At 49.9% G+C, this 20,906-nt stretch carries 21 protein-coding genes and 1 other annotated feature; of the genes, 16 read left to right on the plus strand and 5 right to left on the minus strand.

Annotation, left to right across the window (positions count from 1 at the left end):
- Positions 1-12 precede the first annotated feature (12 nt).
- Positions 13-1,290, plus strand: coding sequence for an NAD(P)/FAD-dependent oxidoreductase (locus QMZ30_RS02995; RefSeq protein WP_283226353.1), 1,278 nt, complete (start codon positions 13-15; stop codon positions 1,288-1,290).
- Between the two features lie 105 nt (positions 1,291-1,395).
- Here QMZ30_RS02995 and QMZ30_RS03000 read toward each other — a convergent pair whose 3' ends face one another.
- Positions 1,396-2,223 (minus strand): SDR family oxidoreductase, encoded by an 828-nt coding sequence (locus QMZ30_RS03000; RefSeq protein ID WP_283226354.1) that lies wholly within the window; start codon positions 2,221-2,223, stop codon positions 1,396-1,398.
- 180 nt (positions 2,224-2,403) lie between these two features.
- Here QMZ30_RS03000 and hisL point away from each other — a divergent pair, with 180 nt between their 5' ends.
- From hisL to QMZ30_RS03075, 15 genes are all read left to right on the plus strand, one after another.
- Positions 2,404-2,451 (plus strand): his operon leader peptide, encoded by a 48-nt coding sequence (gene hisL, locus QMZ30_RS03005; RefSeq protein WP_100396937.1) that lies wholly within the window; start codon positions 2,404-2,406, stop codon positions 2,449-2,451.
- Positions 2,427-2,548, plus strand: a sequence feature (His leader region). Its footprint overlaps the gene before it by 25 nt.
- A gap of 54 nt (positions 2,549-2,602) precedes the next feature.
- Positions 2,603-3,502, plus strand: coding sequence for an ATP phosphoribosyltransferase (gene hisG, locus QMZ30_RS03010; protein ID WP_200569489.1), 900 nt, complete (start codon positions 2,603-2,605; stop codon positions 3,500-3,502).
- A gap of 4 nt (positions 3,503-3,506) precedes the next feature.
- The gene (gene hisD / locus QMZ30_RS03015) at positions 3,507-4,814 is read left to right on the plus strand and encodes a histidinol dehydrogenase (RefSeq protein ID WP_283226355.1); all 1,308 of its coding nucleotides are present in this window, start codon (positions 3,507-3,509) and stop codon (positions 4,812-4,814) included.
- Entirely contained in the window at positions 4,811-5,881 is a 1,071-nt protein-coding gene (hisC, locus tag QMZ30_RS03020) for a histidinol-phosphate transaminase (protein ID WP_283226356.1), read from the plus strand. The genes hisD and hisC overlap by 4 nt, the downstream gene beginning before the upstream one ends.
- Entirely contained in the window at positions 5,878-6,945 is a 1,068-nt protein-coding gene (gene hisB / locus QMZ30_RS03025; protein WP_283226357.1) for a bifunctional histidinol-phosphatase/imidazoleglycerol-phosphate dehydratase HisB, read from the plus strand. The genes hisC and hisB overlap by 4 nt, the downstream gene beginning before the upstream one ends.
- Entirely contained in the window at positions 6,945-7,535 is a 591-nt protein-coding gene (hisH, locus tag QMZ30_RS03030; protein ID WP_283226358.1) for an imidazole glycerol phosphate synthase subunit HisH, read from the plus strand. Before hisB ends, hisH begins: the two co-directional genes overlap by 1 nt.
- Positions 7,535-8,272 carry a 1-(5-phosphoribosyl)-5-[(5-phosphoribosylamino)methylideneamino]imidazole-4-carboxamide isomerase gene (gene hisA, locus QMZ30_RS03035; protein ID WP_039327847.1) on the plus strand — a complete coding sequence of 246 codons (738 nt, stop codon included), beginning with the start codon at positions 7,535-7,537 and terminating at the stop codon, positions 8,270-8,272. The genes hisH and hisA overlap by 1 nt, the downstream gene beginning before the upstream one ends.
- Positions 8,254-9,030: an imidazole glycerol phosphate synthase subunit HisF gene (hisF, locus tag QMZ30_RS03040; RefSeq protein ID WP_283226359.1), complete on the plus strand. Its 777-nt coding sequence runs from the start codon at positions 8,254-8,256 to the stop codon at positions 9,028-9,030. Before hisA ends, hisF begins: the two co-directional genes overlap by 19 nt.
- On the plus strand, positions 9,024-9,635 hold the full coding sequence (gene hisIE, locus QMZ30_RS03045) for a bifunctional phosphoribosyl-AMP cyclohydrolase/phosphoribosyl-ATP diphosphatase HisIE (protein ID WP_039327843.1): 612 nt from the start codon (positions 9,024-9,026) through the stop codon (positions 9,633-9,635). Before hisF ends, hisIE begins: the two co-directional genes overlap by 7 nt.
- A gap of 118 nt (positions 9,636-9,753) precedes the next feature.
- On the plus strand, positions 9,754-11,070 hold the full coding sequence (locus QMZ30_RS03050; protein ID WP_283226360.1) for a type II toxin-antitoxin system HipA family toxin: 1,317 nt from the start codon (positions 9,754-9,756) through the stop codon (positions 11,068-11,070).
- Complete coding sequence (locus QMZ30_RS03055; protein ID WP_283226361.1) at positions 11,067-11,402, plus strand: helix-turn-helix domain-containing protein; 336 nt, start codon at positions 11,067-11,069, stop codon at positions 11,400-11,402. The genes QMZ30_RS03050 and QMZ30_RS03055 overlap by 4 nt, the downstream gene beginning before the upstream one ends.
- A complete protein-coding gene (locus QMZ30_RS03060) occupies positions 11,389-11,865 on the plus strand; it encodes a YbaK/prolyl-tRNA synthetase associated domain-containing protein (protein WP_283226362.1) in 477 nt (158 codons plus the stop codon). Before QMZ30_RS03055 ends, QMZ30_RS03060 begins: the two co-directional genes overlap by 14 nt.
- A gap of 66 nt (positions 11,866-11,931) precedes the next feature.
- Positions 11,932-12,729, plus strand: a complete 798-nt coding sequence (locus QMZ30_RS03065; protein ID WP_039327836.1) for an ABC transporter substrate-binding protein — start codon at positions 11,932-11,934, stop codon at positions 12,727-12,729.
- A gap of 175 nt (positions 12,730-12,904) precedes the next feature.
- Positions 12,905-14,020, plus strand: a complete 1,116-nt coding sequence (locus tag QMZ30_RS03070; RefSeq protein WP_283226363.1) for a succinylglutamate desuccinylase/aspartoacylase family protein — start codon at positions 12,905-12,907, stop codon at positions 14,018-14,020.
- A 300-nt stretch (positions 14,021-14,320) separates the two neighbouring features.
- On the plus strand, positions 14,321-14,575 hold the full coding sequence (locus QMZ30_RS03075; protein ID WP_283226364.1) for a hypothetical protein: 255 nt from the start codon (positions 14,321-14,323) through the stop codon (positions 14,573-14,575).
- A 1,630-nt stretch (positions 14,576-16,205) separates the two neighbouring features.
- Here QMZ30_RS03075 and gnd read toward each other — a convergent pair.
- The 4 genes from gnd to QMZ30_RS03095 form a co-directional block, all read right to left on the minus strand.
- Positions 16,206-17,615: an NADP-dependent phosphogluconate dehydrogenase gene (gene gnd / locus QMZ30_RS03080; protein ID WP_283226365.1), complete on the minus strand. Its 1,410-nt coding sequence runs from the start codon at positions 17,613-17,615 to the stop codon at positions 16,206-16,208.
- Between the two features lie 134 nt (positions 17,616-17,749).
- Positions 17,750-18,865, minus strand: a complete 1,116-nt coding sequence (locus tag QMZ30_RS03085; protein ID WP_283226366.1) for a glycosyltransferase family 4 protein — start codon at positions 18,863-18,865, stop codon at positions 17,750-17,752.
- A complete protein-coding gene (locus tag QMZ30_RS03090) occupies positions 18,862-20,028 on the minus strand; it encodes a glycosyltransferase family 4 protein (RefSeq protein ID WP_283226367.1) in 1,167 nt (388 codons plus the stop codon). The genes QMZ30_RS03085 and QMZ30_RS03090 overlap by 4 nt, the downstream gene beginning before the upstream one ends.
- Positions 20,004-20,906 (minus strand): GDP-mannose 4,6-dehydratase, encoded by a 903-nt coding sequence (locus QMZ30_RS03095; RefSeq protein WP_283226368.1) that lies wholly within the window; start codon positions 20,904-20,906, stop codon positions 20,004-20,006. The genes QMZ30_RS03090 and QMZ30_RS03095 overlap by 25 nt, the downstream gene beginning before the upstream one ends.

The following is a 20,906-nucleotide window of genomic DNA, read 5'->3' on the forward strand; positions in this document are numbered from 1 at the left end:
AAGGAGGGTCTCATGCAACATGTAGGAAGTTATTACGCGGCCACGGCTAACGCGCATGAAGTTTGGCCAGAACTGCAGGAATCCGTGAAGTGTGACGTGTGTATTATTGGCGGAGGGTTCACTGGCCTTTCCTCTGCACTGTTTTTAACCGAAGCCGGTTACGACGTGGTGGTACTCGAAGCTGCCAAAGTCGGATTTGGGGCCAGCGGACGTAACGGCGGCCAGGTGGTGAACTCCTACAGCCGCGATGTGGATGTGATTGAGCAGCGTTACGGTAAAGACGTGGCAGCCATGCTCGGCAGCATGATGTTTGAAGGCGGAGAGATTATTCGCGATCGTATCGATCGTTACGCCATTGCCTGTGACTATCGCCCCGGTGGTATTTTTGCCGCGCTGAATCAACGTCAGATGGGCCACTTACGCAGTCAAAAAGCCAACTGGGCGCGTTATGGCAACCATGATTTAGAGCTGTTGGATGAGCGCGGTATCCGCCGCGAGGTAGCAACCGATCGCTACGTCGGCGGATTGCTGGATAAGCGCGGAGGACATTTGCATCCGCTGAATCTGGCACTGGGTGAAGCCGAAGCGATTCGCCGCCACGGCGGCCGAATTTACGAACAGTCCGCGGCACTGGATGTGAAGTATGGTGAACCGCATCGGGTGAAAACCGCTAAAGGCGAGGTTACAGCAACCTTTGTGATATTTGCCGGTAATGCCTATCTGCCCTCGCAGTTGGAACCACGCCTGAGCCGCAAAAGCATGCCGTGCGGTTCGCAGATCGTCACTACAGAACCCCTGAGCCGTGATCAGGCCTTGGGTTTGCTGCCGAATAACCACTGCGTTGAAGACTGTAACTATCTGCTGGATTATTTCCGCCTGACCGCCGACAACCGCCTGCTGTACGGCGGCGGCGTGGTGTATGGCGCACGCGAGCCGGATGATATTGAAGCGCTGATTCGACCGAAACTGCTGAAGACCTTCCCGCAGCTGAAGGATGTGAAGATTAGCCATCGCTGGAGCGGTAACTTCCTGCTCACGCTGTCCCGCATGCCGCAGTTTGGCCAGGTCGAAAAAAATGCGTTCTTTATGCAGGGTGACAGCGGACACGGCGTGACCTGCACACACTTATCAGGGAAGTTGATCGCTGAAGTGCTGCGCGGGCATGCGGAGAGATTTGATGCATTCGCTAAGCTGCCGCACCTGCCGTTCCCAGGAGGGAGACGGTTTAAGGTGCCACTCACGGCGATGGGCGCGGTGTGGTATGCGTTAAGGGATCGGTTGGGGGTTTAAAAGCAACGCAATGTAGCGGCGCAACTCATTGCGCGTGTTTAAAAAACGCGCGATAAATCGCGCCGCTACCGAAACAGTGCATAAGCCGGCACCCGAACGTTAATCTCACTCCAGCGGCATCTTCATCGGGTCATCATAGCTGTACTCAAACCCCAGCTCATTGCAGATCTTCGAGCCATCCACCACCTTCCCTGCTGAGCGCTCGGCCTCAGCCGCAAACGTCGGTGGCACCAAGCCAAGCTGTTTCGACACAAACGGATAAAAGTCATCACGCGCGGGGTGTTTCGAGGCACAGAGGTTATACACCCGGCCGCCCTTCGGCGTTTGTAGCAACAGCACAATCGCATCCACCACATCATCCAGGTGCACCAGATTGACGGCGTGGCCGCCATTATCCAGCCCGGTTTTACCTGCCAGGAAACGCCCTGGGTGGCGATTTGGTCCGACTAATCCGGCGAGACGCACAATATCGACGCTGGTGCCGGGCAGATCGTGCAGCCAGTTCTCTAGCTCCACCAGCGTTTTACCGGCGACGCTTTCGGGTTGTAGCGCGCTACTCTCTTTCATCACGCCGGAACCGGTACCGTACACCGATGACGAACTGGTAAAAATAATGCGGGGAATTTTGTGCGCTAACGCGGTATCAACCACGTTCTGCACCGCTTGCATGTAATCTTCGCCACCCTGTACGGTGCGGCTGGCCGGTAGGGTCACCACTAGCGCATCCACCGCCATCAGCGTGGCTAACTCATCTGCTTCACACTCGATCTCGGGTGTCAGCACCAGTTGAAACGCATCAATTCCGCAGCGACGCGCGGCATCGACACCATCCGGGGACGTTTTGCTGCCGGTGACCTGCCAGCCGCGTGCCGTTAACGCCATTGCCAGCGGCATACCGAGCCATCCCAGACCTACAATCGCGACTTTTTTCATACTGACTCCTGCTTTACAGCGCTAAGACACTTCATCTTAGTCCCAGCGCGTATGGCAAACCAGCGCAAACTGTTGCGGAAGGTTCCGAGAACTGACGTTAAAAAAGGGTTGCCAAAAGCGGCTATCTTCGTTAGGTTAATCAGCACGCAAATGAATACTCATTCAGCAACGGAATTTACTATGACACGCGTTCAGTTCAACCACCATCATCACCATCATCCTGACTAGTCTTTCAGGCGATGTGTGCTGGGAGACGATTAGGATCTTCCAGTGGTGCGAACGCAAAGAGAGCCCCCGGAAGATCATCTTCCGGGGGTTTTTTTATGGGCGGACGCAACCCAACTGAGTTCAGACAGGATTGAATAAGAGGACAGGAAACATGTTAGATAACACCCGTATTCGCATAGCTATGCAGAAATCTGGCCGTTTAAGTGATGAATCACGCGAATTGCTGGCCCGCTGCGGTATCAAAATCAACCTTCAGCAGCAGCGTCTGATTGCGTTTGCGGAGAACATGCCTATCGATATCCTGCGCGTGCGTGATGACGATATCCCAGGCCTGGTGATGGACGGTGTGGTTGATCTCGGTATCGTCGGTGAAAACGTATTAGAGGAAGAACTGCTGGACCGCCGTGCACAAGGTGAAGACCCGCGTTACTTCACCCTGCGTCGCCTCGATTTCGGCGGTTGCCGCCTGTCCCTGGCGATGCCAGTGGATGCCGAATACACCGGTCCACAGTGCCTGCAAAACTCACGTATCGCTACCTCTTATCCACACCTGCTGAAGAAGTACCTTGATAAGCAAGGCGTTGCTTTCAAATCCTGCTTGCTGAACGGTTCGGTTGAAGTCGCACCGCGTGCGGGTCTGGCAGATGCAATTTGTGATCTGGTGTCTACCGGTGCCACGCTAGAAGCCAACGGCCTGCGTGAAGTTGAAGTGATCTACCGTTCTAAAGCAGTGCTGATTCAGCGTGACGGCGAGCTGCCAGCGGCGAAACAAGAACTGATCGACAAAATGATGACGCGTATTCAGGGCGTGATTAAAGCACGTGAATCTAAGTACATCATGCTGCACGCGCCAAGCGAACGTCTGGAAGAAGTCATTGCCCTGCTGCCAGGCGCTGAGCGCCCTACCGTGTTGCCGCTGGCAGGTGAAGTCAGCCGCGTTGCGATGCACATGGTCAGCAGCGAAACCCTGTTCTGGGAAACCATGGAAAAACTGAAAGCGCTGGGTGCCAGCTCGATCCTCGTACTGCCAATCGAAAAAATGTTGGAGTAACAGCATGAGCACAATCATGACCCCGATTGACTGGCAACAGTGTGATGAACAGCAGCAGCAAGCGCTGCTGATGCGCCCGGCGATATCTGCGTCGGCGAGCATCAGTGAAATCGTGCGCGATGTGCTGGCGAAAGTAAAAGAACAAGGCGATGACGCGCTGCGCGAGTTCAGCGCGCGCTTCGACAAAGCGCAGGTGGAAAACCTGCGCGTAACACCTGAAGAGATGCAAGCCGCTAGCGATCGCCTGAGCGATACGCTGAAGCAGGCGATGGCGGTTGCGGTAGCTAACATCGAAACCTTCCACAATGCGCAGATTTTGCCCGCAGTGGATATTGAGACGCAGCCAGGCGTACGCTGCCAGCAGATCACCCGCCCGGTGAAATCCGTTGGCTTGTATATTCCAGGCGGCTCTGCCCCGCTGTTCTCAACCGTATTAATGCTGGCCACGCCAGCACGTATTGCCGGTTGTGGTCGTGTGGTGCTCTGTTCACCGCCGCCGATTGCCGATGAGATTTTGTATGCGGCGCAGTTGTGCGGCGTGCAGGAAGTGTTTCAGGTAGGCGGTGCGCAAGCGATTGCCTCTCTGGCTTTTGGCACCGAAACCGTGCCAAAAGTGGACAAGATCTTTGGTCCGGGCAATGCCTACGTCACGGAAGCCAAACGTCAGGTCAGCCAACGTCTGGATGGCGCGGCGATTGATATGCCCGCCGGCCCGTCTGAAGTGCTGGTAATCGCTGATGAAGGTGCAACCCCGGCGTTTGTCGCCTCTGACCTGTTATCGCAAGCGGAACACGGCCCTGATTCGCAGGTGATCTTACTGACACCTTCGCTCAAACTAGCCGAGGGCGTCGCGCTGGCGGTTGAAGAGCAGCTGGCACAATTGCCACGCGCCGCAACCGCACGACAGGCGCTGGAAAGCAGCCGTCTGATTGTGCTGCGCGATCTGGCACAGTGCGTGGAAATTTCTAATCTGTATGGTCCAGAGCACCTGATCATTCAAACGCGTCAACCGCGTGATCTGGTGGATGCGATCACCAGTGCCGGTTCTGTGTTCCTCGGCGACTGGTCACCGGAATCTGCGGGCGATTACGCTTCCGGCACCAACCACGTCTTGCCAACTTACGGTTATACATCCACCTGCTCCAGCCTGGGGTTAGCGGATTTCCAGAAACGTATGACGGTGCAAGAGTTGACGCCGCAAGGCTTCCTCAACCTGGCCGCCACCATTGAAACCTTAGCTGCCGCTGAGCAGTTAGAAGCCCACAAAAACGCCGTTACCCTGCGGGTTGCCGCGCTGAAGGAGCAAGCATGAGCATTGAAGATTTAGCCCGCGCCAACGTGCGTGCATTGACGCCTTATCTCTCTGCGCGTCGTTTAGGGGGTAACGGTGATGTGTGGCTGAACGCCAACGAATTCCCGCTGCCGGTGCCGTTTGAGCTGTCTCAGCAAACGTTGAACCGCTATCCAGAGTGTCAGCCTAAAATTGTGATTGAGCGCTACGCCGCCTATGCCGGTTTGTCACCAGAACAAGTGTTGACCTGCCGTGGAGCCGATGAAGGCATTGAACTGCTGATGCGCGCTTTCTGCGAGCCGGGAAAAGATGCGATTCTGTTCTGCCCGCCGACATATGGCATGTACAGCGTCAGCGCCGAAACCATCGGCATTGAGTACCGCACCGTCGCTGCGCTGGATAACTGGCAACTGAATCTGCCTGCCATTGCCGAGCAACTGGACGGCGTGAAAGTGGTCTACATGTGCAGCCCGAACAACCCGACCGGTAACCTGATCAATCCTGACGACATCCGCAAATTACTCGACATGACCGCCGGTAAAGCATTGCTGGTCGCCGATGAAGCCTATATCGAGTTCTGCCCGGAAGCGACACTGGCGGGATGGTTAACAGAGTATCCACACTTGGTTATTCTGCGCACACTGTCGAAAGCCTTTGCGCTGGCGGGTCTGCGTTGTGGCTTCACCCTGGCGAACAAGCCGGTTATCGATCTGCTGATGAAAGTGATCGCTCCTTATCCGCTGGCCACCCCGGTTGCCGATGTGGCGGGACAGGCACTGAGCGAGCAAGGCATCGCGTTGATGCGTCAGCACGTGGCGGAGCTTAACGCTAACCGTGCATGGCTGTTTGAGCAGTTATCACAGTTGAGCATGGTGCAGCAGGTGTTCCCGAGCGAAACCAACTACATTCTGGCGCGCTTCACCGATTCGCCAAAAGTGTTTAAAACGCTGTGGGATCAAGGCATTATTCTGCGCGACCAAAACAAAAACCCCGGCCTTGCGGGATGCCTGCGCATCTCCATCGGCACCCGTAAAGAGTGCGAGCGCCTGATCGCCGCGCTGCAAGCCTTATCAGTGGAGCAAGCATGAGTCAGAAGACCCTTTTTATCGACCGCGATGGCACCATCATCTCTGAACCGCCAACGGATTATCAGGTAGATCGCATGGAGAAGTTGGCGTTTGAAAAGAACGCCATTCCTGCGCTGCTGGCACTGCAAAATGCAGGCTATCAGTTGGTGATGATTACCAACCAGGACGGTCTGGGCACCGACAGCTTCCCGCAGGCGGATTTTGATGGCCCACACAACCTGATGATGCAAATTCTGACCTCGCAGGGCGTGAACTTCAGTGACATCCTGATCTGCCCACACAAGCCAGAAGATCACTGCGATTGCCGCAAGCCGAAAACCAAAATGGTGGAAGCCTGGCTGGCACAAGGCGCACTGGATACCGCCAACAGCTATGTGATCGGCGATCGTCTTACCGATATTCAGCTGGCAGAGAATATGGGCATCCAGGGCCTGCGTTATGGCGCGGAAGGCATTGACTGGGATGCGATTCAAACGCAGCTGACCAAGCGTGACCGCTATGCGCTGGTGCAACGCAATACTAAAGAGACGCAGATTAGAGTCGAAGTGTGGCTGGACCGTGAAGGCGGCAGCAAGATCAACACCGGCGTTGGCTTCTTTGATCACATGCTGGATCAGATTGCGGTACACGGCGGCTTCCGCATGAACATCGATGTGAAAGGCGACCTGTATATCGATGATCACCACACCGTGGAAGATACCGGTCTGGCGCTGGGTGAAGCCCTGCTGAAAGCGCTGGGCGACAAACGCGGCATCGGCCGTTTCGGCTTCGTACTGCCGATGGACGAGTGCCTGGCACGCTGCGCGCTGGATATCTCTGGCCGTCCGCACATCGAATTCAAAGCCGAGTTCAGCTATCAGCGCGTTGGCGATCTCAGCACCGAGATGGTTGAGCACTTCTTTAGCTCCCTCTCCTACGCCATGATGAGCACCCTGCACCTGAAAACCAAAGGCAAGAACGATCACCATCGCGTGGAAAGCCTGTTCAAAGCCTTTGGTCGCACGCTGCGTCAGGCGATTCGCGTCGATGGCAACACCCTGCCGAGTTCGAAAGGAGTGCTGTGATGAACGTGGTGATTCTCGATACCGGCTGCGCCAACCTCTCTTCGGTTAAGTGGGCGATTGAGCGCCTTGGCTATTCGCCCGTGGTGAGCCGCGATCCGGATGTGGTACTGCGTGCCGACAAACTGCTGTTGCCGGGCGTGGGTACTGCGCAGGCCGCCATGGATCAGTTGAAAGAACGTGACTTAATCGACCTGATTAAAGCCTGTACCCAACCGGTGCTGGGGATTTGCCTCGGTATGCAGTTGCTGGGACGCGGTAGCGATGAGAATGGCGGCGTGGCCACGCTGGGCATCGTGGATGAGCCGGTCTCGTTGATGGATACGCAAGATTTGCCGCTGCCGCATATGGGTTGGAACCAGATCACTTCACAAGCGGGCAATCACCTGTTCCGTGATATTCCAGACGGCAGCTATTTCTATTTTGTGCACAGCTACGCCATGCCAGTGAATGCCGCCACCATCGCGCAGTGCGATTACGGCCATCCGTTCACCGCTGCGTTGCAGAAAGATAACTTCTACGGTGTGCAGTTCCACCCGGAGCGTTCTGGCAAAGCAGGCGCGCAGTTGCTGAAAAACTTCCTGGAGATGTGATGATTATCCCCGCATTAGATTTAATCGACGGCAAAGTGGTGCGTCTGCATCAGGGCGACTACGGCCAACAGCGCGACTACGGCAGCGATCCATTGCCGCGTCTACAGGATTACGAACGCCAGGGCGCGGAAGTGCTGCATCTGGTGGATTTAACCGGCGCGAAAGATCCGGCTAAGCGCCAGATCCCTCTGCTCACCACCCTGCTGCGCGGTGTCAACGTGCCAGTGCAGGTGGGCGGCGGTATCCGTAATCGTGACGACGTTGCCGCCCTGTTGGCAGCCGGCGCCACGCGTGTGGTGGTTGGATCCACCGCCGTGAAGCAGCCCGAAGAAGTGAAAAGCTGGTTTAACGAGTTTGGTGCCGATGCCATCGTGCTGGCACTGGATGTGCGTATCGACGCCAGTAATCGCAAAGAAGTGGCGATCAGCGGCTGGCAGGAAGCGGCCGGTGTGACGCTGGAAGAAGTGATTGGCTGGTATCAACCTGTCGGCCTGAAGCACGTGCTGTGCACCGATATCTCACGTGACGGCACCCTGAGCGGCTCCAACGTCGAGCTGTATAAAGAAGTGTCTGCCGCGTTCCCGGATATCGCTTTCCAGTCCTCTGGCGGCATCGGCTCGCTGGATGATATCGCTGCCTTGCGCGGCAGCGGCGCACAGGGCGTGATTGTCGGTCGTGCGTTGTTAGAAGATAAATTCACAGTGGCGGAGGCGATTGCATGCTGGCAAAACGGATAATTCCTTGTCTCGATGTGCGTGACGGGCAAGTGGTGAAAGGCGTTCAATTCCGCAACCACGAAATCATCGGCGATATCGTGCCACTGGCGCAGCGTTACGCGCAGGAAGGCGCTGACGAGTTGGTGTTCTATGATATCACCGCCTCTTCCGATGGCCGTGTCGTCGATAAAAGCTGGGTGTCACGCGTGGCAGAAGTGATCGATATTCCTTTCTGCGTGGCCGGTGGCATTAAAACCCCGGAAGACGCGGCACGTATTCTGCAGTTTGGTGCGGACAAGATCTCCATCAACTCCCCTGCGCTTGCGGACCCAATGCTGATTACCCGTCTGGCCGATCGCTTTGGCGTGCAGTGCATCGTGGTAGGCATTGATACCTGGTTCGATGAAGCCACCGGTAAGTATCACGTTAACCAGTACACCGGTGACGAATCACGTACCCGTGTTACCACCTGGGAAACCCTCGATTGGGTGCAGGAAGTGCAGAAGCTGGGCGCGGGCGAAATCGTACTGAATATGATGAACCAGGATGGCGTGCGCAACGGCTATGACCTGGTGCAACTGAAGAAAGTGCGTGACGTGTGTAAAGTGCCACTGATCGCCTCTGGCGGCGCGGGCACCATGCCACACTTCCTTGAAGCCTTCGAGCAGGCGAATGTGGATGGCGCACTGGCCGCTTCCGTATTTCACAAACAAATTATCAATATCGGCGAGTTGAAAAACTTCCTGATCGACAACGGTGTGGAGATTCGCGCGTGTTAACTGCAGAACAACTGGCCAAACTGGATTGGGCCAAAACCGCGGGCATGATGCCTGTTATCGTCCAGCACAACGTCTCTGGCGAAGTGCTGATGCACGGTTATATGAATGAGGAAGCGCTGCAAAAGACGCTGGCGGAAGGCAACGTCACCTTCTTCTCTCGCACCAAAAACCGCTTGTGGACCAAAGGTGAAACTTCTGGTCACTTCTTGCAGGTGGCGAGCATCACACCGGATTGCGATAACGACACGCTGCTGGTGCTGGCGAACCCGATTGGACCAACCTGTCACTTGGGTACCTCAAGCTGCTTCTCACCTGCCGCACCCGATTGGGCATTCCTGTATCAACTGGAGCAACTGCTGGCTTCACGTAAGAGTGCCGACCCGGAAAGCTCTTACACCGCAAAACTGTACGCCAGCGGCACCAAGCGCATCGCGCAGAAAGTAGGTGAAGAAGGCGTGGAAACTGCATTGGCCGCCACGGTGAACGATCGCCACGAACTGACCAATGAAGCCTCTGATTTGCTGTATCACCTGATGGTGCTGTTGCAGGATCAGGATCTGGATTTGAGCACCATCATCAACAACCTGCGTGCACGTCATAAGTAACGGATTGTGCACTATGCTGCTCAGAATTGGCTTTTTATGGCGATTTTGAGCAGCATGCTTCTCAAAAAAGATAAAGCTAGCTAAAATTGAGCAACATACTGCTCAATGGAGGTTCAGCATGCTTACCGTACAGCTTTACCTTGATGGACAATGGCACGACGCTGCCGAGCTTGATGTTAAAGAGCCGTCGAAGGGGCGTGAAAGCGCCACATTGCTTGCCTATGACTTCAATTATGCAGCCGAACAACTCGACCGAAATGATATCGCAAGCTGCAGCCTGAACTACCCCGTCATGCTGATTGGCAGCCATTTTGCGCAGCCATGGTTCAGCTTCCTTGATGATATTGTCCCCGCAGGCGCAAGCAGACGCTACTGGATTCAACATCTTGGGTTACAGGGAAAATCTTCGGCTGAGCAAGATTACGCACTGTTAAAAGCCGGAACTATTGCACCTGTTGGAAATTTGCGTATTAAAGATTCCCTTCCCCAATTGCCAGAAAATAGCCAACTCAAAACTCGACGTTTCCCTGCCGAATGGGCGATTGAGAGAGACAGTGATTTTCTTGAATATGCACAACAAATGGGCGCCGCCAGCGGCGGTGCAACAGGTGCAGGTGGGGAAGCGCCAAAACTACTTTTAAGGCGTAATACGGATAGCGAAGTATGGATTGATACCTGGCAAGACGATCAACAAAACCAAGATAACCCGTATCTTGTCAAATATCCGCGTGGCGCACGCAGCCCAATCGACTGTGACATCCTGCGCGCGGAATATCATTTCTACCATGAGTTACAGGCCATGGGCATCGACACGATTGATACCCAAGCAATGCTGTTGTGCGAAGGTGAAAGATACCCTTCTCTTTGGCTTCCACGGTTCGATATCGCGTTTGTTGAAAATAGAAAAGTGATGTACGGACTGGAATCCATCTATTCGCTGATGAAAAAAGCGCCGGGGAGTTATCTCAATCATTTTGAGGTCATTCGCTGCGTGGTAGATCGATTAGCGCTGACTGGAGAACATCGAGAAAAGTTGGTCAGTGAATGGGTTAAACGCGATATGCTCAATATTGCATTTGGTAATTCAGACAATCATGGGCGTAACAGTGCCATTCTTAAGAAACCGGCAGGCATGTGGCTTGCACCGGTTTATGACTTTGCCCCTATGAAAGCCGATCCTGAGGGCGTGGTTCGCACCACTCAGTGGGGCTCACCTTATGAAGAAGGTGGTCACTACAATTGGCAGTTGATTGCACATCAACTGGACGATCTCATTCCTGAAGCAACCCTATTGCAAAGCTTAGGTGAGTTAGCCAATAAACTTACTGGATTGAAAGGACGACTTGCCGATCGCGGCGTACCGCAATCTATTCTGGAAATGCCCGGTATTGGCTTTAATTATCTGGATGAACGCATTGCTGGGTGGCAGTTATGAAGAAAACGATGACGCCTTTTGAACGAGAAGCCATGTTATTGGACCTTCTACAACAGTTCATTGAGGAGAAGTTAACCCATGGTCAACTCTTAATGCAGCTTCGTAAAAAGGTGCTGGGATTTTCACAGGATCGCTATGCCAGCTTAGCGGGGATCAGCCGCCGCACTTTATCCGATGTCGAACAGGACAAAGAGAGCATAACGTTGACGACATTGAATCGCGCTTTTAAGCCGCTAGGATTGAAGCTGGGTTTGTTGCCTCGCCAGACACATATGATGCAGGTACTGCTCACCAATCTTATTCAACACGGAGAGTCCCATGACCACCCATGAAAAACTGCTCGCCCTGCTCGATCAGCACAACGCCCGTTACCGACTCATGGAACATGAAGCGACCGGGAAGTGTGAAGCTGTGGCCGCTATCCGTGGCACGGAAGTGGGACAAGGTGCCAAAGCGCTGGTGTGCCATGTGAAAGGCAACGGCATCAAACAGCACGTACTGGCGATCTTACCCGCCGATCAACAAGCAGACCTGAGCAAAGTCGCTGAAGCGGTAGGTGGCCGTCGCGCTTCGTTGGCTTCTCCCGCAGAAGTGGATGCCTTAACCGGCTGTGTGTTCGGTGCCATTCCGCCCTTCAGTTTCCATCCGGATTTGCAGTTGGTGGTTGATCCCATGCTGTTCGAACGCTACGACGAAATTGCCTTTAATGCTGGCCTGTTGGAGAAATCCGTGCTGCTTGATGTAGCGGATTACCGCAAGCTGCATAATGGTAACGTTCTGAAAATAATCTGCTAATTGCCATGACAGACGGTGAACGGTACTCTGCGTGATTCCACATCACGAAAAAAGAAGACCGTTATTATGGCAAGTTCTCGTTTTACCGCCCGCCTGCGTCAGACGCTGGCTCTGGCTGTGCTGGCAGGTTGTGCGTTTGGCGCTCAGGCAAAGATTGATCAGGTTCGTTTCGCCGTTGACCCAACCTATCCTCCTTTTGAATCCAAAACCCCACAGGGCAAGCTGGTTGGCTTTGATATCGACCTTGGCAACGCGCTGTGCGAGCAGATGAAAGCCAAATGCGTCTGGGTCGAGAGCCAGTTTGACGGCATGATCCCGGCACTGAAAGCACGCAAGTTCGACGCTATCCTCTCGGATATGGGCATCACCGAAGAGCGCCTGAAGCAGATTGACTTCACCGTGCCGCTTTACGATACGCACACCCAACTGATCGCGCGCAAAGGCTCTGGTCTGCTGCCGACCGCTGAATCCCTGAAGGGTAAAACCGTGGGTGTTGAGCAGGGAACCGTACAGGAACGCTATGCGCTGGCAAAATGGCAGCCACACGGTGTACAAGTGGTTCCTTATGGCGATCAGGCACAGGTTGAGAGTGACTTAATTTCTGGTCGTCTTGATGTGGTGTTCACTGATGCCGCCCAGGCCGCTAATGGTTTCCTGAAGCAGCCACAGGGCAAAGACTTCGAACTGGCAGGTCCGATTGTACAAGACCCGATCATCGGCCCAGGCACCGCCATTGGTTTGCGTAAAGGCGATGAAGAGCTGAAAACTGCCCTTGATAACGCCTTTGCTGAAATCAAAAAGAACGGCACTTTCGACAAGATTCAGAAGAAGTACTTCGCGACTGATATCTCCATTCAGCAGTAACGTATGGTATTTGGTAGGGGCGGCCTGCAGGCCGCCCAGCCGCTGGATTCCATTGTTCAGTACACATAATTCACTGCTTTTATTCCGCTCATTTTCGCAGCAGCACTATAATTCCAATCAATAAATTTTAGGCACGAATCTTTAGGTGCCGTAGAGACAGGACATCGACAACCTCATGCAACAGCAACATCATCCTCTGTTGAGTGCTTCCCTCGGAACACAGCGCGAGATCGTTAGCTTCCACTTCGGTACCGATTCCCAGCAGCGCGTCTATATTCAGGCCGCCTTACACGGTGATGAACTGCCAGGTATGGCGGTAGCGTGGTATCTGAAACACAAACTGCTGGCACTCGAAGCAGCCGGGCAGCTTAAATCAAAGATCACTCTGGTGCCGGTCGCCAACCCTTTAGCGATGGGACAGCACTGGCACGGCAGCCATCTGGGACGCTTCCATACTTTATCGGGGCAGGATTTCAACCGTCGCTTCCCGGCATTGGGTGAAACCCTGGCCGCCGAACTTGCCGATTCACTGACGCAAAGCGAGTACGAAAACAAGTGCCTGATTCGCGAAGCGATTGACCGTCATTATCGCGACCGTATTGCCAAGACCGAACTGGATTCACAGCGCTTTACCCTGATGCGCATGGCCAGCCAGGCGGATCTCATGATCGATCTGCACTGCGACTGGGATGCATTGCCACACCTCTACACCACTCCGCATGCCTGGCAGGACATCGAACCGCTGGCGCGCTGGCTAGGCAGTGAAGTACAACTGCTGGCGCAAATCTCCGGTGGAGAACCGTTTGATGAAGCCTGCTGCGAGCCGTGGTTAACACTGGCAGAGCGGTTTGGTGATAAGTACCCCATGCCGCGTGGATTGCTGCCTGTAACGCTAGAGTTGCGTGGCGTGGCAGATGTTGAGCCTGAACAGGCAGAAAAAGATGCCGATGCGATTATCAATGCGCTGATAGAAGGTGGCTATATTGCGGGTGAGTTGGGTGAATCCCCTGCCCTGATTAACCCAGCCACGCCGTTAGCAGGCTGCGAGTATATTCATGCGCCGCACTCTGGGCTGCTGTTAAACCGCCGCAAGTTGGGTGAGTGGATTAAGCCCGGTGAAGTGGTGGCTGAGATTGTTGACCCGATTACAGACCAAGTGACGCCGCTGTTTGCTGAGTTTGGTGGCGTGCTTTATGCGAGGAATTTGATGAAGTTTGCGACGGCGGGGATGCTGGTGGTGAGGCTGGCAGGGGAGAATGCGGGAAGAGAGGGGGAGTTGTTGGTGGTTTAATAGAATTTATGTCGCAAGCCAAAAGCATGATTTAAATTTCTGTTAAAAAATACATAGTTATAACTAGATTGGACCTGAGCAGATTAAATAGTGAATTCAGTGAGAGCATTCATTAAATATCAATTAAAACAGAGGATTGTATGATTTAATTCATTCTGAATATAAAAACCTAACCTGCCAGAAAATTAAATAATACTTAAACGAACTGCACATGTTACATTAACTTACCACATAGTACCCAACCGAAATCAATTTGAAATGTATCTCTGTCATAATTAGTCATCGCATAGGAGAGTAATTATGGCAAATTGTCTTTTTATTGATGGCTTTTTATCAAATGAAATTATAGAGATACCTTTTTCGCATCATGGTCAAAGCTATTTTATCCCCAACCAATCTCTTTCAGTGGGAATGGTTATTGACAGAGCATATCAAATAATGGTATATCAACATAAATCAAGAGAAAAGTTTTTAATTGCAACCGAAAAAAACTCCATGCCCAATAACCTCGATGATTTGATAAAAAAAAGAAATCACAAGCCATTCTGTAGTTGAGGTAATTAAAACTGGACTTTCATATCAAAGATCAGAAACTTTCCTATTCAAACGTTCCAAAGCCATATGAGTAACAAATCAATGAAATTATTAAAAGCAATTTATTCTTGAGCACGGAAAATTAGAAGTTATTGCAAGTGATAATAAAATGGAGGAATGTGAAAAACTTATTTAAACAAAAAATAATAACACACGTAAAATTAAGGTTGGTGGTTAGATAAAGCCCTAACCTAAATAAACCAATGAGTGCTTAAATAGTGGTAGTAGATTACATTATTTAAATCACCACACAGACTCATCCAAAATAAGCGATTCACTTCTCGAAATTAGCAATGTTGCAGAACTCAATTAATGCGTTCATTCGCACAGTTTTATGGCACATGAAGGCTGCTTCCATTTTTCTATGAGACAAATGAAAAAATTAACCTTATTAAAATGGATTTACATATGAATTATTTTGATAAAGATGCCGGAAAGAGGGGCAACTTACCAAGATATCAATCAGGCTTATAATATGCCGCATCTCCTGTGGTTATTCACACTCCAAACTTACTATCCATATCCCATGCACTTTGGTTGAGTTTATTTCATGAACTAAAGAAATATAGCCAACTCTAGGCTTCATTAAATTAATATTAATAACAGCCATATTTTTCCTTAACCACATGATAAACATAAATGAAAGATTGGTTTGTCTCAGTCAGCGTTAGCTACCTGTAGCCGGGACAGGAAAGGCGTTTGGCCGTGGGGGGGGGTGCGCAGTGAAAGGATTTGAATTCATAATGTAGAAGTAGGATTGAGTCATATTTAAATGGGTGGATAAACCACACACGCGTAATATCCAAGATTTATGCTTGGTATAGTCGCAGAGATTGACTCTAGGATGCTTGGCATCAAAAAGAATATTAAATATGAGGAGAGCAACGCAGTGGAGCGTCTATTTATTTGGAAGTTATGAAAAAATCTGTAGTATATGTGCAGAAAAATTCAATTAAAATTCAATATAAAATCTCCTCATAGCCGCCTGACTGGCAAGGGTATTTTCTTACAGGTGTAAAGTTATCTGCGATGACTTAAATGTGTACGATCGATGTTAAAGACCGGATAGCAACCAAACCAAATACATTGTGGTTAGGTAGTATCGGGAATAAATCGGTTTAGAACAGCTCTCGCTACAAGAGAAAAATTCAATATAGCTCAGCAGGTTATGTCTGGACGGAGTTGAGCCCGAAACCTTCATGTTTTTTCAATTATCCACGACCTGGCTTTTTTATGATGCCGAGCTGATGTAGTTAGGGGTATCAGAGTGCGACGTTAACTCCGGTCAATGCATAAAGGAGGGATATTCACGATTTTTAAAAGGAATATATAGGTGGATATGGCAAGGGAAATGGCTTTATTTGAAGGAAAAACAGTTAGTTTTGAATACGTGTACAGGCGCATATTAACATAAATGATGTCATTTAGATATAGCGGTAAAACAAATTGAGATAAAATCGACCTGATAAACAGGTCGATTTGGACTATATAAACAATATTAAAAGGTGTCAGCCTCGTCCTCAGAAGAACGTTTTGCTTCTATTCGACGGAGAAACAATCTAGATATTGTAAACTGTCACTTTTCTGGTCACTAGTCCAGCCATTCAGTGTGGAACACACCTTCTTTATCGATACGCTTATAAGTATGCGCACCAAAGTAATCACGCTGAGCCTGAATCAGGTTCGCAGGCAGAACTTCTGAGCGGTAGCTATCGTAATACGCAATTGCAGCTGAGAAGGTCGGTGTCGGGATACCGTTCTGGATAGCATAAGAAACAACATCACGCAGCGCCTGCTGATATTCATCTGCTATGTTTTTGAAGTATGGATCCAACAACAGGTTAGCGATATCAGCATTCGTTGCATAAGCATCAGTGATCTTCTGTAGGAATTGCGCACGAATGATGCAGCCAGCGCGGAAGATCTTGGCAATCTCACCATAGTGAAGGTCCCAATTGTTTTCTTCAGAAGCAGCACGCAGCTGTGAGAAGCCCTGTGCATAAGAAACAATTTTACCCAGATACAGAGCACGACGTACTTTCTCAACGAACTCAGCTTTATCACCTGTGAAGGCTTTAGCTTGTGGACCGCTCAATACTTTAGAAGCAGCAATACGTTGAGATTTCAGAGATGAAAGGTAACGCGCGAAGACAGATTCAGTGATCAGTGACAGTGGCTCGCCGAGATCCAGTGAACTCTGGCTGGTCCATTTACCTGTACCTTTGTTCGCTGCTTCATCCAAAATCACATCAACCAGGTATTTACCCTCTTCATCCTTCTTGGTGAAGATATCTTTGGTGATGTCGATCAGATAGCTGCTCAGCTCACCGTTGTTCCAGTCAGTGAAGGTTTTAGCCAGCTCTTCGTTGTTCAGACCCAGCGCACCTTTCAGCAACGCGTAAGCTTCTGCAATCAGCTGCATGTCGCCGTATTCGATGCCGTTATGTACCATCTTCACGTAGTGACCAGCACCGTTTGGACCGATGTAAGCAACACAAGCTTCACCATCTTCAGCACGCGCTGCGATCTTATCTAGAATTGGTGCAACCAGTTCGTAAGCTTCTTTCTGACCGCCAGGCATGATAGATGGGCCTTTCAGTGCACCCTCTTCACCGCCAGAAACGCCGGTACCAATGAAGTTGAAGCCTTGGTCAGAAAGTTCTTTATTACGGCGGATGGTATCTTTATAGAAGGTGTTGCCACCATCGATAAGAATATCGCCTTTGTCCAAGTGTGGGGTCAGAGACGCGATAGTTTTATCGGTAGCTTCACCCGCCTGAACCATAAGCAGGATACGGCGTGGTTTCTCTAAAGATTCAACGAATTCTTCAACGGTGTAATAAGGAGCGAGCTTCTTGCCTTGGTTTTCAGCGATGACTTCATCAGTCTTTTCGCGAGAACGGTTGAAGATAGACACTGTGTAACCGCGGCTCTCAATGTTAAGAGCCAGGTTACGGCCCATGACTGCCATACCTACAACGCCGATCTGTTGCTTGGACATTACATACTCCTGTCTGAGGTCTCACGTGGTGTTACCAGTAACACCATCCCATAAGTGACCAATATGTTAACTCAGGATAGCCGATGATAGGTAATGATTGGTGCGATAATGGATTGAAATTATCTGAAAAAAAATCACATATTTAACAGGGATTTATATAAATCTGTGTAACTTTCAATCATTTTATCTGCTGTAAAGAGTGTTTCAAAACGCTCTTGTGCAGCCTGCCCCATGCTCATGGCTTGACGTGGATTATTCCAAATCTCATCCATTGCCCCTCGCAGCGCTTGTGGATCAGAGGGTGGCACCACTAAGCCGGTGACACGGTCAATATTGATATAGGTTGTCCCGGTCCCAATCTCACTTGAAATAAGCGGCTTAGAATAAAGTGCGCCTTCCAATAGTGATATACCAAAGGCTTCAGAACGCAAATGCGATGGAAATACCAAGCAGGTACTAAGTTGCAACAAAGCAGATTTATCGGTGTCTTCAAGCGCACCAAGAAAATGAATATTAGTAACCCCTAATTTCACTGCTTGTTCTTTAAGCTCTGCTTCAATCGGACCTGCACCTACCACTACAATTGGATAATCACTCTGCTGCGCTGCTTCAATCAGGATGTGCAATCCCTTATAGTAGCGGAAGGTTCCTATGAACAAAAAGAACCCTTTTCCAAACCGCGCCTGCCATTTTTCTAAAACAGCAGAATCATTATTTTTATAAAAATCCTTGTTAAGCCCATATGGGATGACTTTAACTTTATCTTTATACTGCTGAAGAACAGGACTGCTTCTTACATAATTAGGTGATGCAGCCACAATGCTGTCAACACTGTTAAGAAAGCAATTCATTAGCGGTGTATAAATTTTTAATAAAGATTTTTGTTTTACAATATCTGAATGATAGCTAACGACCGATGGCTTTTTTATGCCTGCTGCGAAATGCATAATATCCATAAAAGGATACGGGAAGTGATAGTGAATAATGTCGGCTTGGCTTGCTAGTTTTTTGAATTTCGCGATTGCAGACAGTGAAAACGGTGTGGATGCGAACTCACATTGCGTTTTCACTCGAAAAATTGAGTGATGGTCCAGATTGGTGACTGCGTCATCAAAAGCTGGGCTGTGAGTAAAAACCGTTGATTGAATACCTTCTTTCACCCCGCCTTCTGCGAGTTGATAGATAACTTGCTCAATGCCACCGAAAGTATCAGGATAGTATGTTTTATAGCAGTGAAGAACTTTTATCATAGCGATTTAGCGACCTGCTGATAAGCTTCTATTGTTTTATCAGCGCAAAGTGACCATGAGAATTGCTGAGCCTGAACCAGGCCTGAATTAATCATCAACTGTCGTTTTGAGTCATCTTCCACTATCATTTTTAGATAGCTGGTAAGCGTTTCGACATCTTCCGGTTCATGTTGCAAAGCAGCATCTCCGACGACTTCAGGTAAAGATGTCGCATTAGAACAAATAACCGGCGTTCCGGATGTCATTGCCTCAAGTACAGGCAATCCAAATCCTTCATAGATTGATGGGAAAACAAAGCTGTTTGCAGCGCTAAATAATGCAGGCAAATTCTTACCGGGTACAAATCCCAGATACCTTAACCACCCTTCACTTTCACCTTTATGAAATAGCTTAAAGAGCTCTTCATTTTCCCAGCCTTTGTAACCGCTGATAACTAATGGAAAGTTTTTCTTCTCGATCAGGGGTAAGCGATCATAGGCTCGTAACAGGGTAAGGATATTTTTCCTGGGCTCAATAGTGCCGGTATAAAGAAAAAAACCTCGCCATCTTAAGCCGTACTCATTTAATACCGATTTCACCTGCTCTTCAGTCCGCTGGTGAAACTGTTGATTACAGGCTAAAGGAGCAACCGCAATTTTCCGTTCATCTAATCCAAAGAACGTCATCAACTCTTCTTTGGTGTAGTTTGAGTCGGTGATCAACATCGAAGCGCGCTTAACGGTATTGTGCAACTCTTTCTGCATCAGATGCACTCGTCCAGCGGGATGAAACTGTGGCCAGTGAAACACGGATAGATCATGAAATGTTGCAATGCTATGTTTAACCTGAGGTGGTAAATAATAATTTGGACTGTGAAAAATATGATCTTTGAAGTTTCTCAACGCAAAAGATTTCATTATCGGGAAAGTGAGCCGATAAATTTCGCTTACGGTTTTGCTTTTTTGGAGTTTTCGTTTTATTGATTGGACCGTTTGCGCAGATTCACTGGCAATAGCCAGTGAATCTCGTACTTTTGTCCCGTGGAGAAAAGTTAACGCAATCTGCTCTTCACGTTGCTGTAGTTGTTGTGCAAGTTCAAACGCATAACGTCCAATCCCTGTAAGCGGATATTTAATGCAGTCTGTTGAAAAGACAACATTTAATTTTTTTCTTCCAACATCCATTTCAGGGTTTCTCGTAGTGGTACTTTCTGGAGTTTATTACCTGTTAAATTATTTAACAATGTAACATCCCCACAAAGTTCTTTAATTTCATTAGGACGGACAAATTGCGGATTAACTTCAATATGTATAGAATGCTCGGTCAGCTCTTCACATATTTTAATTACTTCACGCAGTGAATGCATTTCACCTGAGGCAACATTTACGGTGTGGCCGAATGACGAAGACGATATTAGTGCGGCATAACTTTTTACCAAAAAGCGAACGTCGGAAAAATCACGCCATACATCAATATTTCCCAACTCAATTATTTCTTGGCGGGCACGGAAATGATTGACGATTTTTGGAATTAAGAAGTTTTCAGCTTGGCCGATACCCGTATAATTAAAGGGCCTGGTAATAATGATGGGCAACTTGTCACTGAATAAATTAGCCATGTATTCCATAGCTAATTTACTGACTGCATAATCATTTGCAGGATTTGCAGCAATCGTTTCACTCAGCTTACCGGGCGTATTATTACCGTAGACATTAGCACTACTCGCGATAAGCACAGCCTCAGGCTTATTGGTGAGGTCCGCCAACGCAGTCAGTAAGTTGCGAGTGCCTAACAAGTTTACGTCATAAAACGCGTTTGGATTTGCATGACCAACAAAAGCGATAGCCGCGAGATGAACCACAACGTTGGGATTGATGGCCTCGACAGCGCTCTTCACCTGTTTGGAATCCATCAGATCAACTTGGGTATACCTCAGTTCATTAAGAGCAGGGGATGAGCCAAAGCCATAAACTTCATATCCGGCAGCGGATAATTCCGCTGCCATATAATGGCCCGTAAAGCCCTTGATACCTGTGATCAGTGCTTTTTTGCCATTAGTCAT

The organism is Pantoea sp. EA-12, assembly GCF_030053355.1.
Taxonomy (GTDB): Bacteria; Pseudomonadota; Gammaproteobacteria; order Enterobacterales; family Enterobacteriaceae; genus Pantoea; species Pantoea vagans_C.

Excerpts from the sequence above, each read along its gene's own strand:
- QMZ30_RS02995 (WP_283226353.1), top strand. The coding sequence starts at position 13 with ATGCAACATGTAGGAAGTTATTACGCGGCCACGGCTAACGCGCATGAA.
- QMZ30_RS03000 (WP_283226354.1), bottom strand. The coding sequence starts at position 2,223 with ATGAAAAAAGTCGCGATTGTAGGTCTGGGATGGCTCGGTATGCCGCTG.
- hisG (WP_200569489.1), top strand. The coding sequence starts at position 2,603 with ATGTTAGATAACACCCGTATTCGCATAGCTATGCAGAAATCTGGCCGT.
- hisD (WP_283226355.1), top strand. The coding sequence starts at position 3,507 with ATGAGCACAATCATGACCCCGATTGACTGGCAACAGTGTGATGAACAG.
- hisC (WP_283226356.1), top strand. The coding sequence starts at position 4,811 with ATGAGCATTGAAGATTTAGCCCGCGCCAACGTGCGTGCATTGACGCCT.
- hisB (WP_283226357.1), top strand. The coding sequence starts at position 5,878 with ATGAGTCAGAAGACCCTTTTTATCGACCGCGATGGCACCATCATCTCT.
- hisH (WP_283226358.1), top strand. The coding sequence starts at position 6,945 with ATGAACGTGGTGATTCTCGATACCGGCTGCGCCAACCTCTCTTCGGTT.
- hisA (WP_039327847.1), top strand. The coding sequence starts at position 7,535 with ATGATTATCCCCGCATTAGATTTAATCGACGGCAAAGTGGTGCGTCTG.
- hisF (WP_283226359.1), top strand. The coding sequence starts at position 8,254 with ATGCTGGCAAAACGGATAATTCCTTGTCTCGATGTGCGTGACGGGCAA.
- QMZ30_RS03050 (WP_283226360.1), top strand. The coding sequence starts at position 9,754 with ATGCTTACCGTACAGCTTTACCTTGATGGACAATGGCACGACGCTGCC.
- QMZ30_RS03055 (WP_283226361.1), top strand. The coding sequence starts at position 11,067 with ATGAAGAAAACGATGACGCCTTTTGAACGAGAAGCCATGTTATTGGAC.
- QMZ30_RS03060 (WP_283226362.1), top strand. The coding sequence starts at position 11,389 with ATGACCACCCATGAAAAACTGCTCGCCCTGCTCGATCAGCACAACGCC.
- QMZ30_RS03065 (WP_039327836.1), top strand. The coding sequence starts at position 11,932 with ATGGCAAGTTCTCGTTTTACCGCCCGCCTGCGTCAGACGCTGGCTCTG.
- QMZ30_RS03070 (WP_283226363.1), top strand. The coding sequence starts at position 12,905 with ATGCAACAGCAACATCATCCTCTGTTGAGTGCTTCCCTCGGAACACAG.
- QMZ30_RS03075 (WP_283226364.1), top strand. The coding sequence starts at position 14,321 with ATGGCAAATTGTCTTTTTATTGATGGCTTTTTATCAAATGAAATTATA.
- gnd (WP_283226365.1), bottom strand. The coding sequence starts at position 17,615 with ATGTCCAAGCAACAGATCGGCGTTGTAGGTATGGCAGTCATGGGCCGT.
- QMZ30_RS03085 (WP_283226366.1), bottom strand. The coding sequence starts at position 18,865 with ATGATAAAAGTTCTTCACTGCTATAAAACATACTATCCTGATACTTTC.
- QMZ30_RS03090 (WP_283226367.1), bottom strand. The coding sequence starts at position 20,028 with ATGGATGTTGGAAGAAAAAAATTAAATGTTGTCTTTTCAACAGACTGC.
- QMZ30_RS03095 (WP_283226368.1), bottom strand. The coding sequence starts at position 20,906 with ATGACTAATGGCAAAAAAGCACTGATCACAGGTATCAAGGGCTTTACG.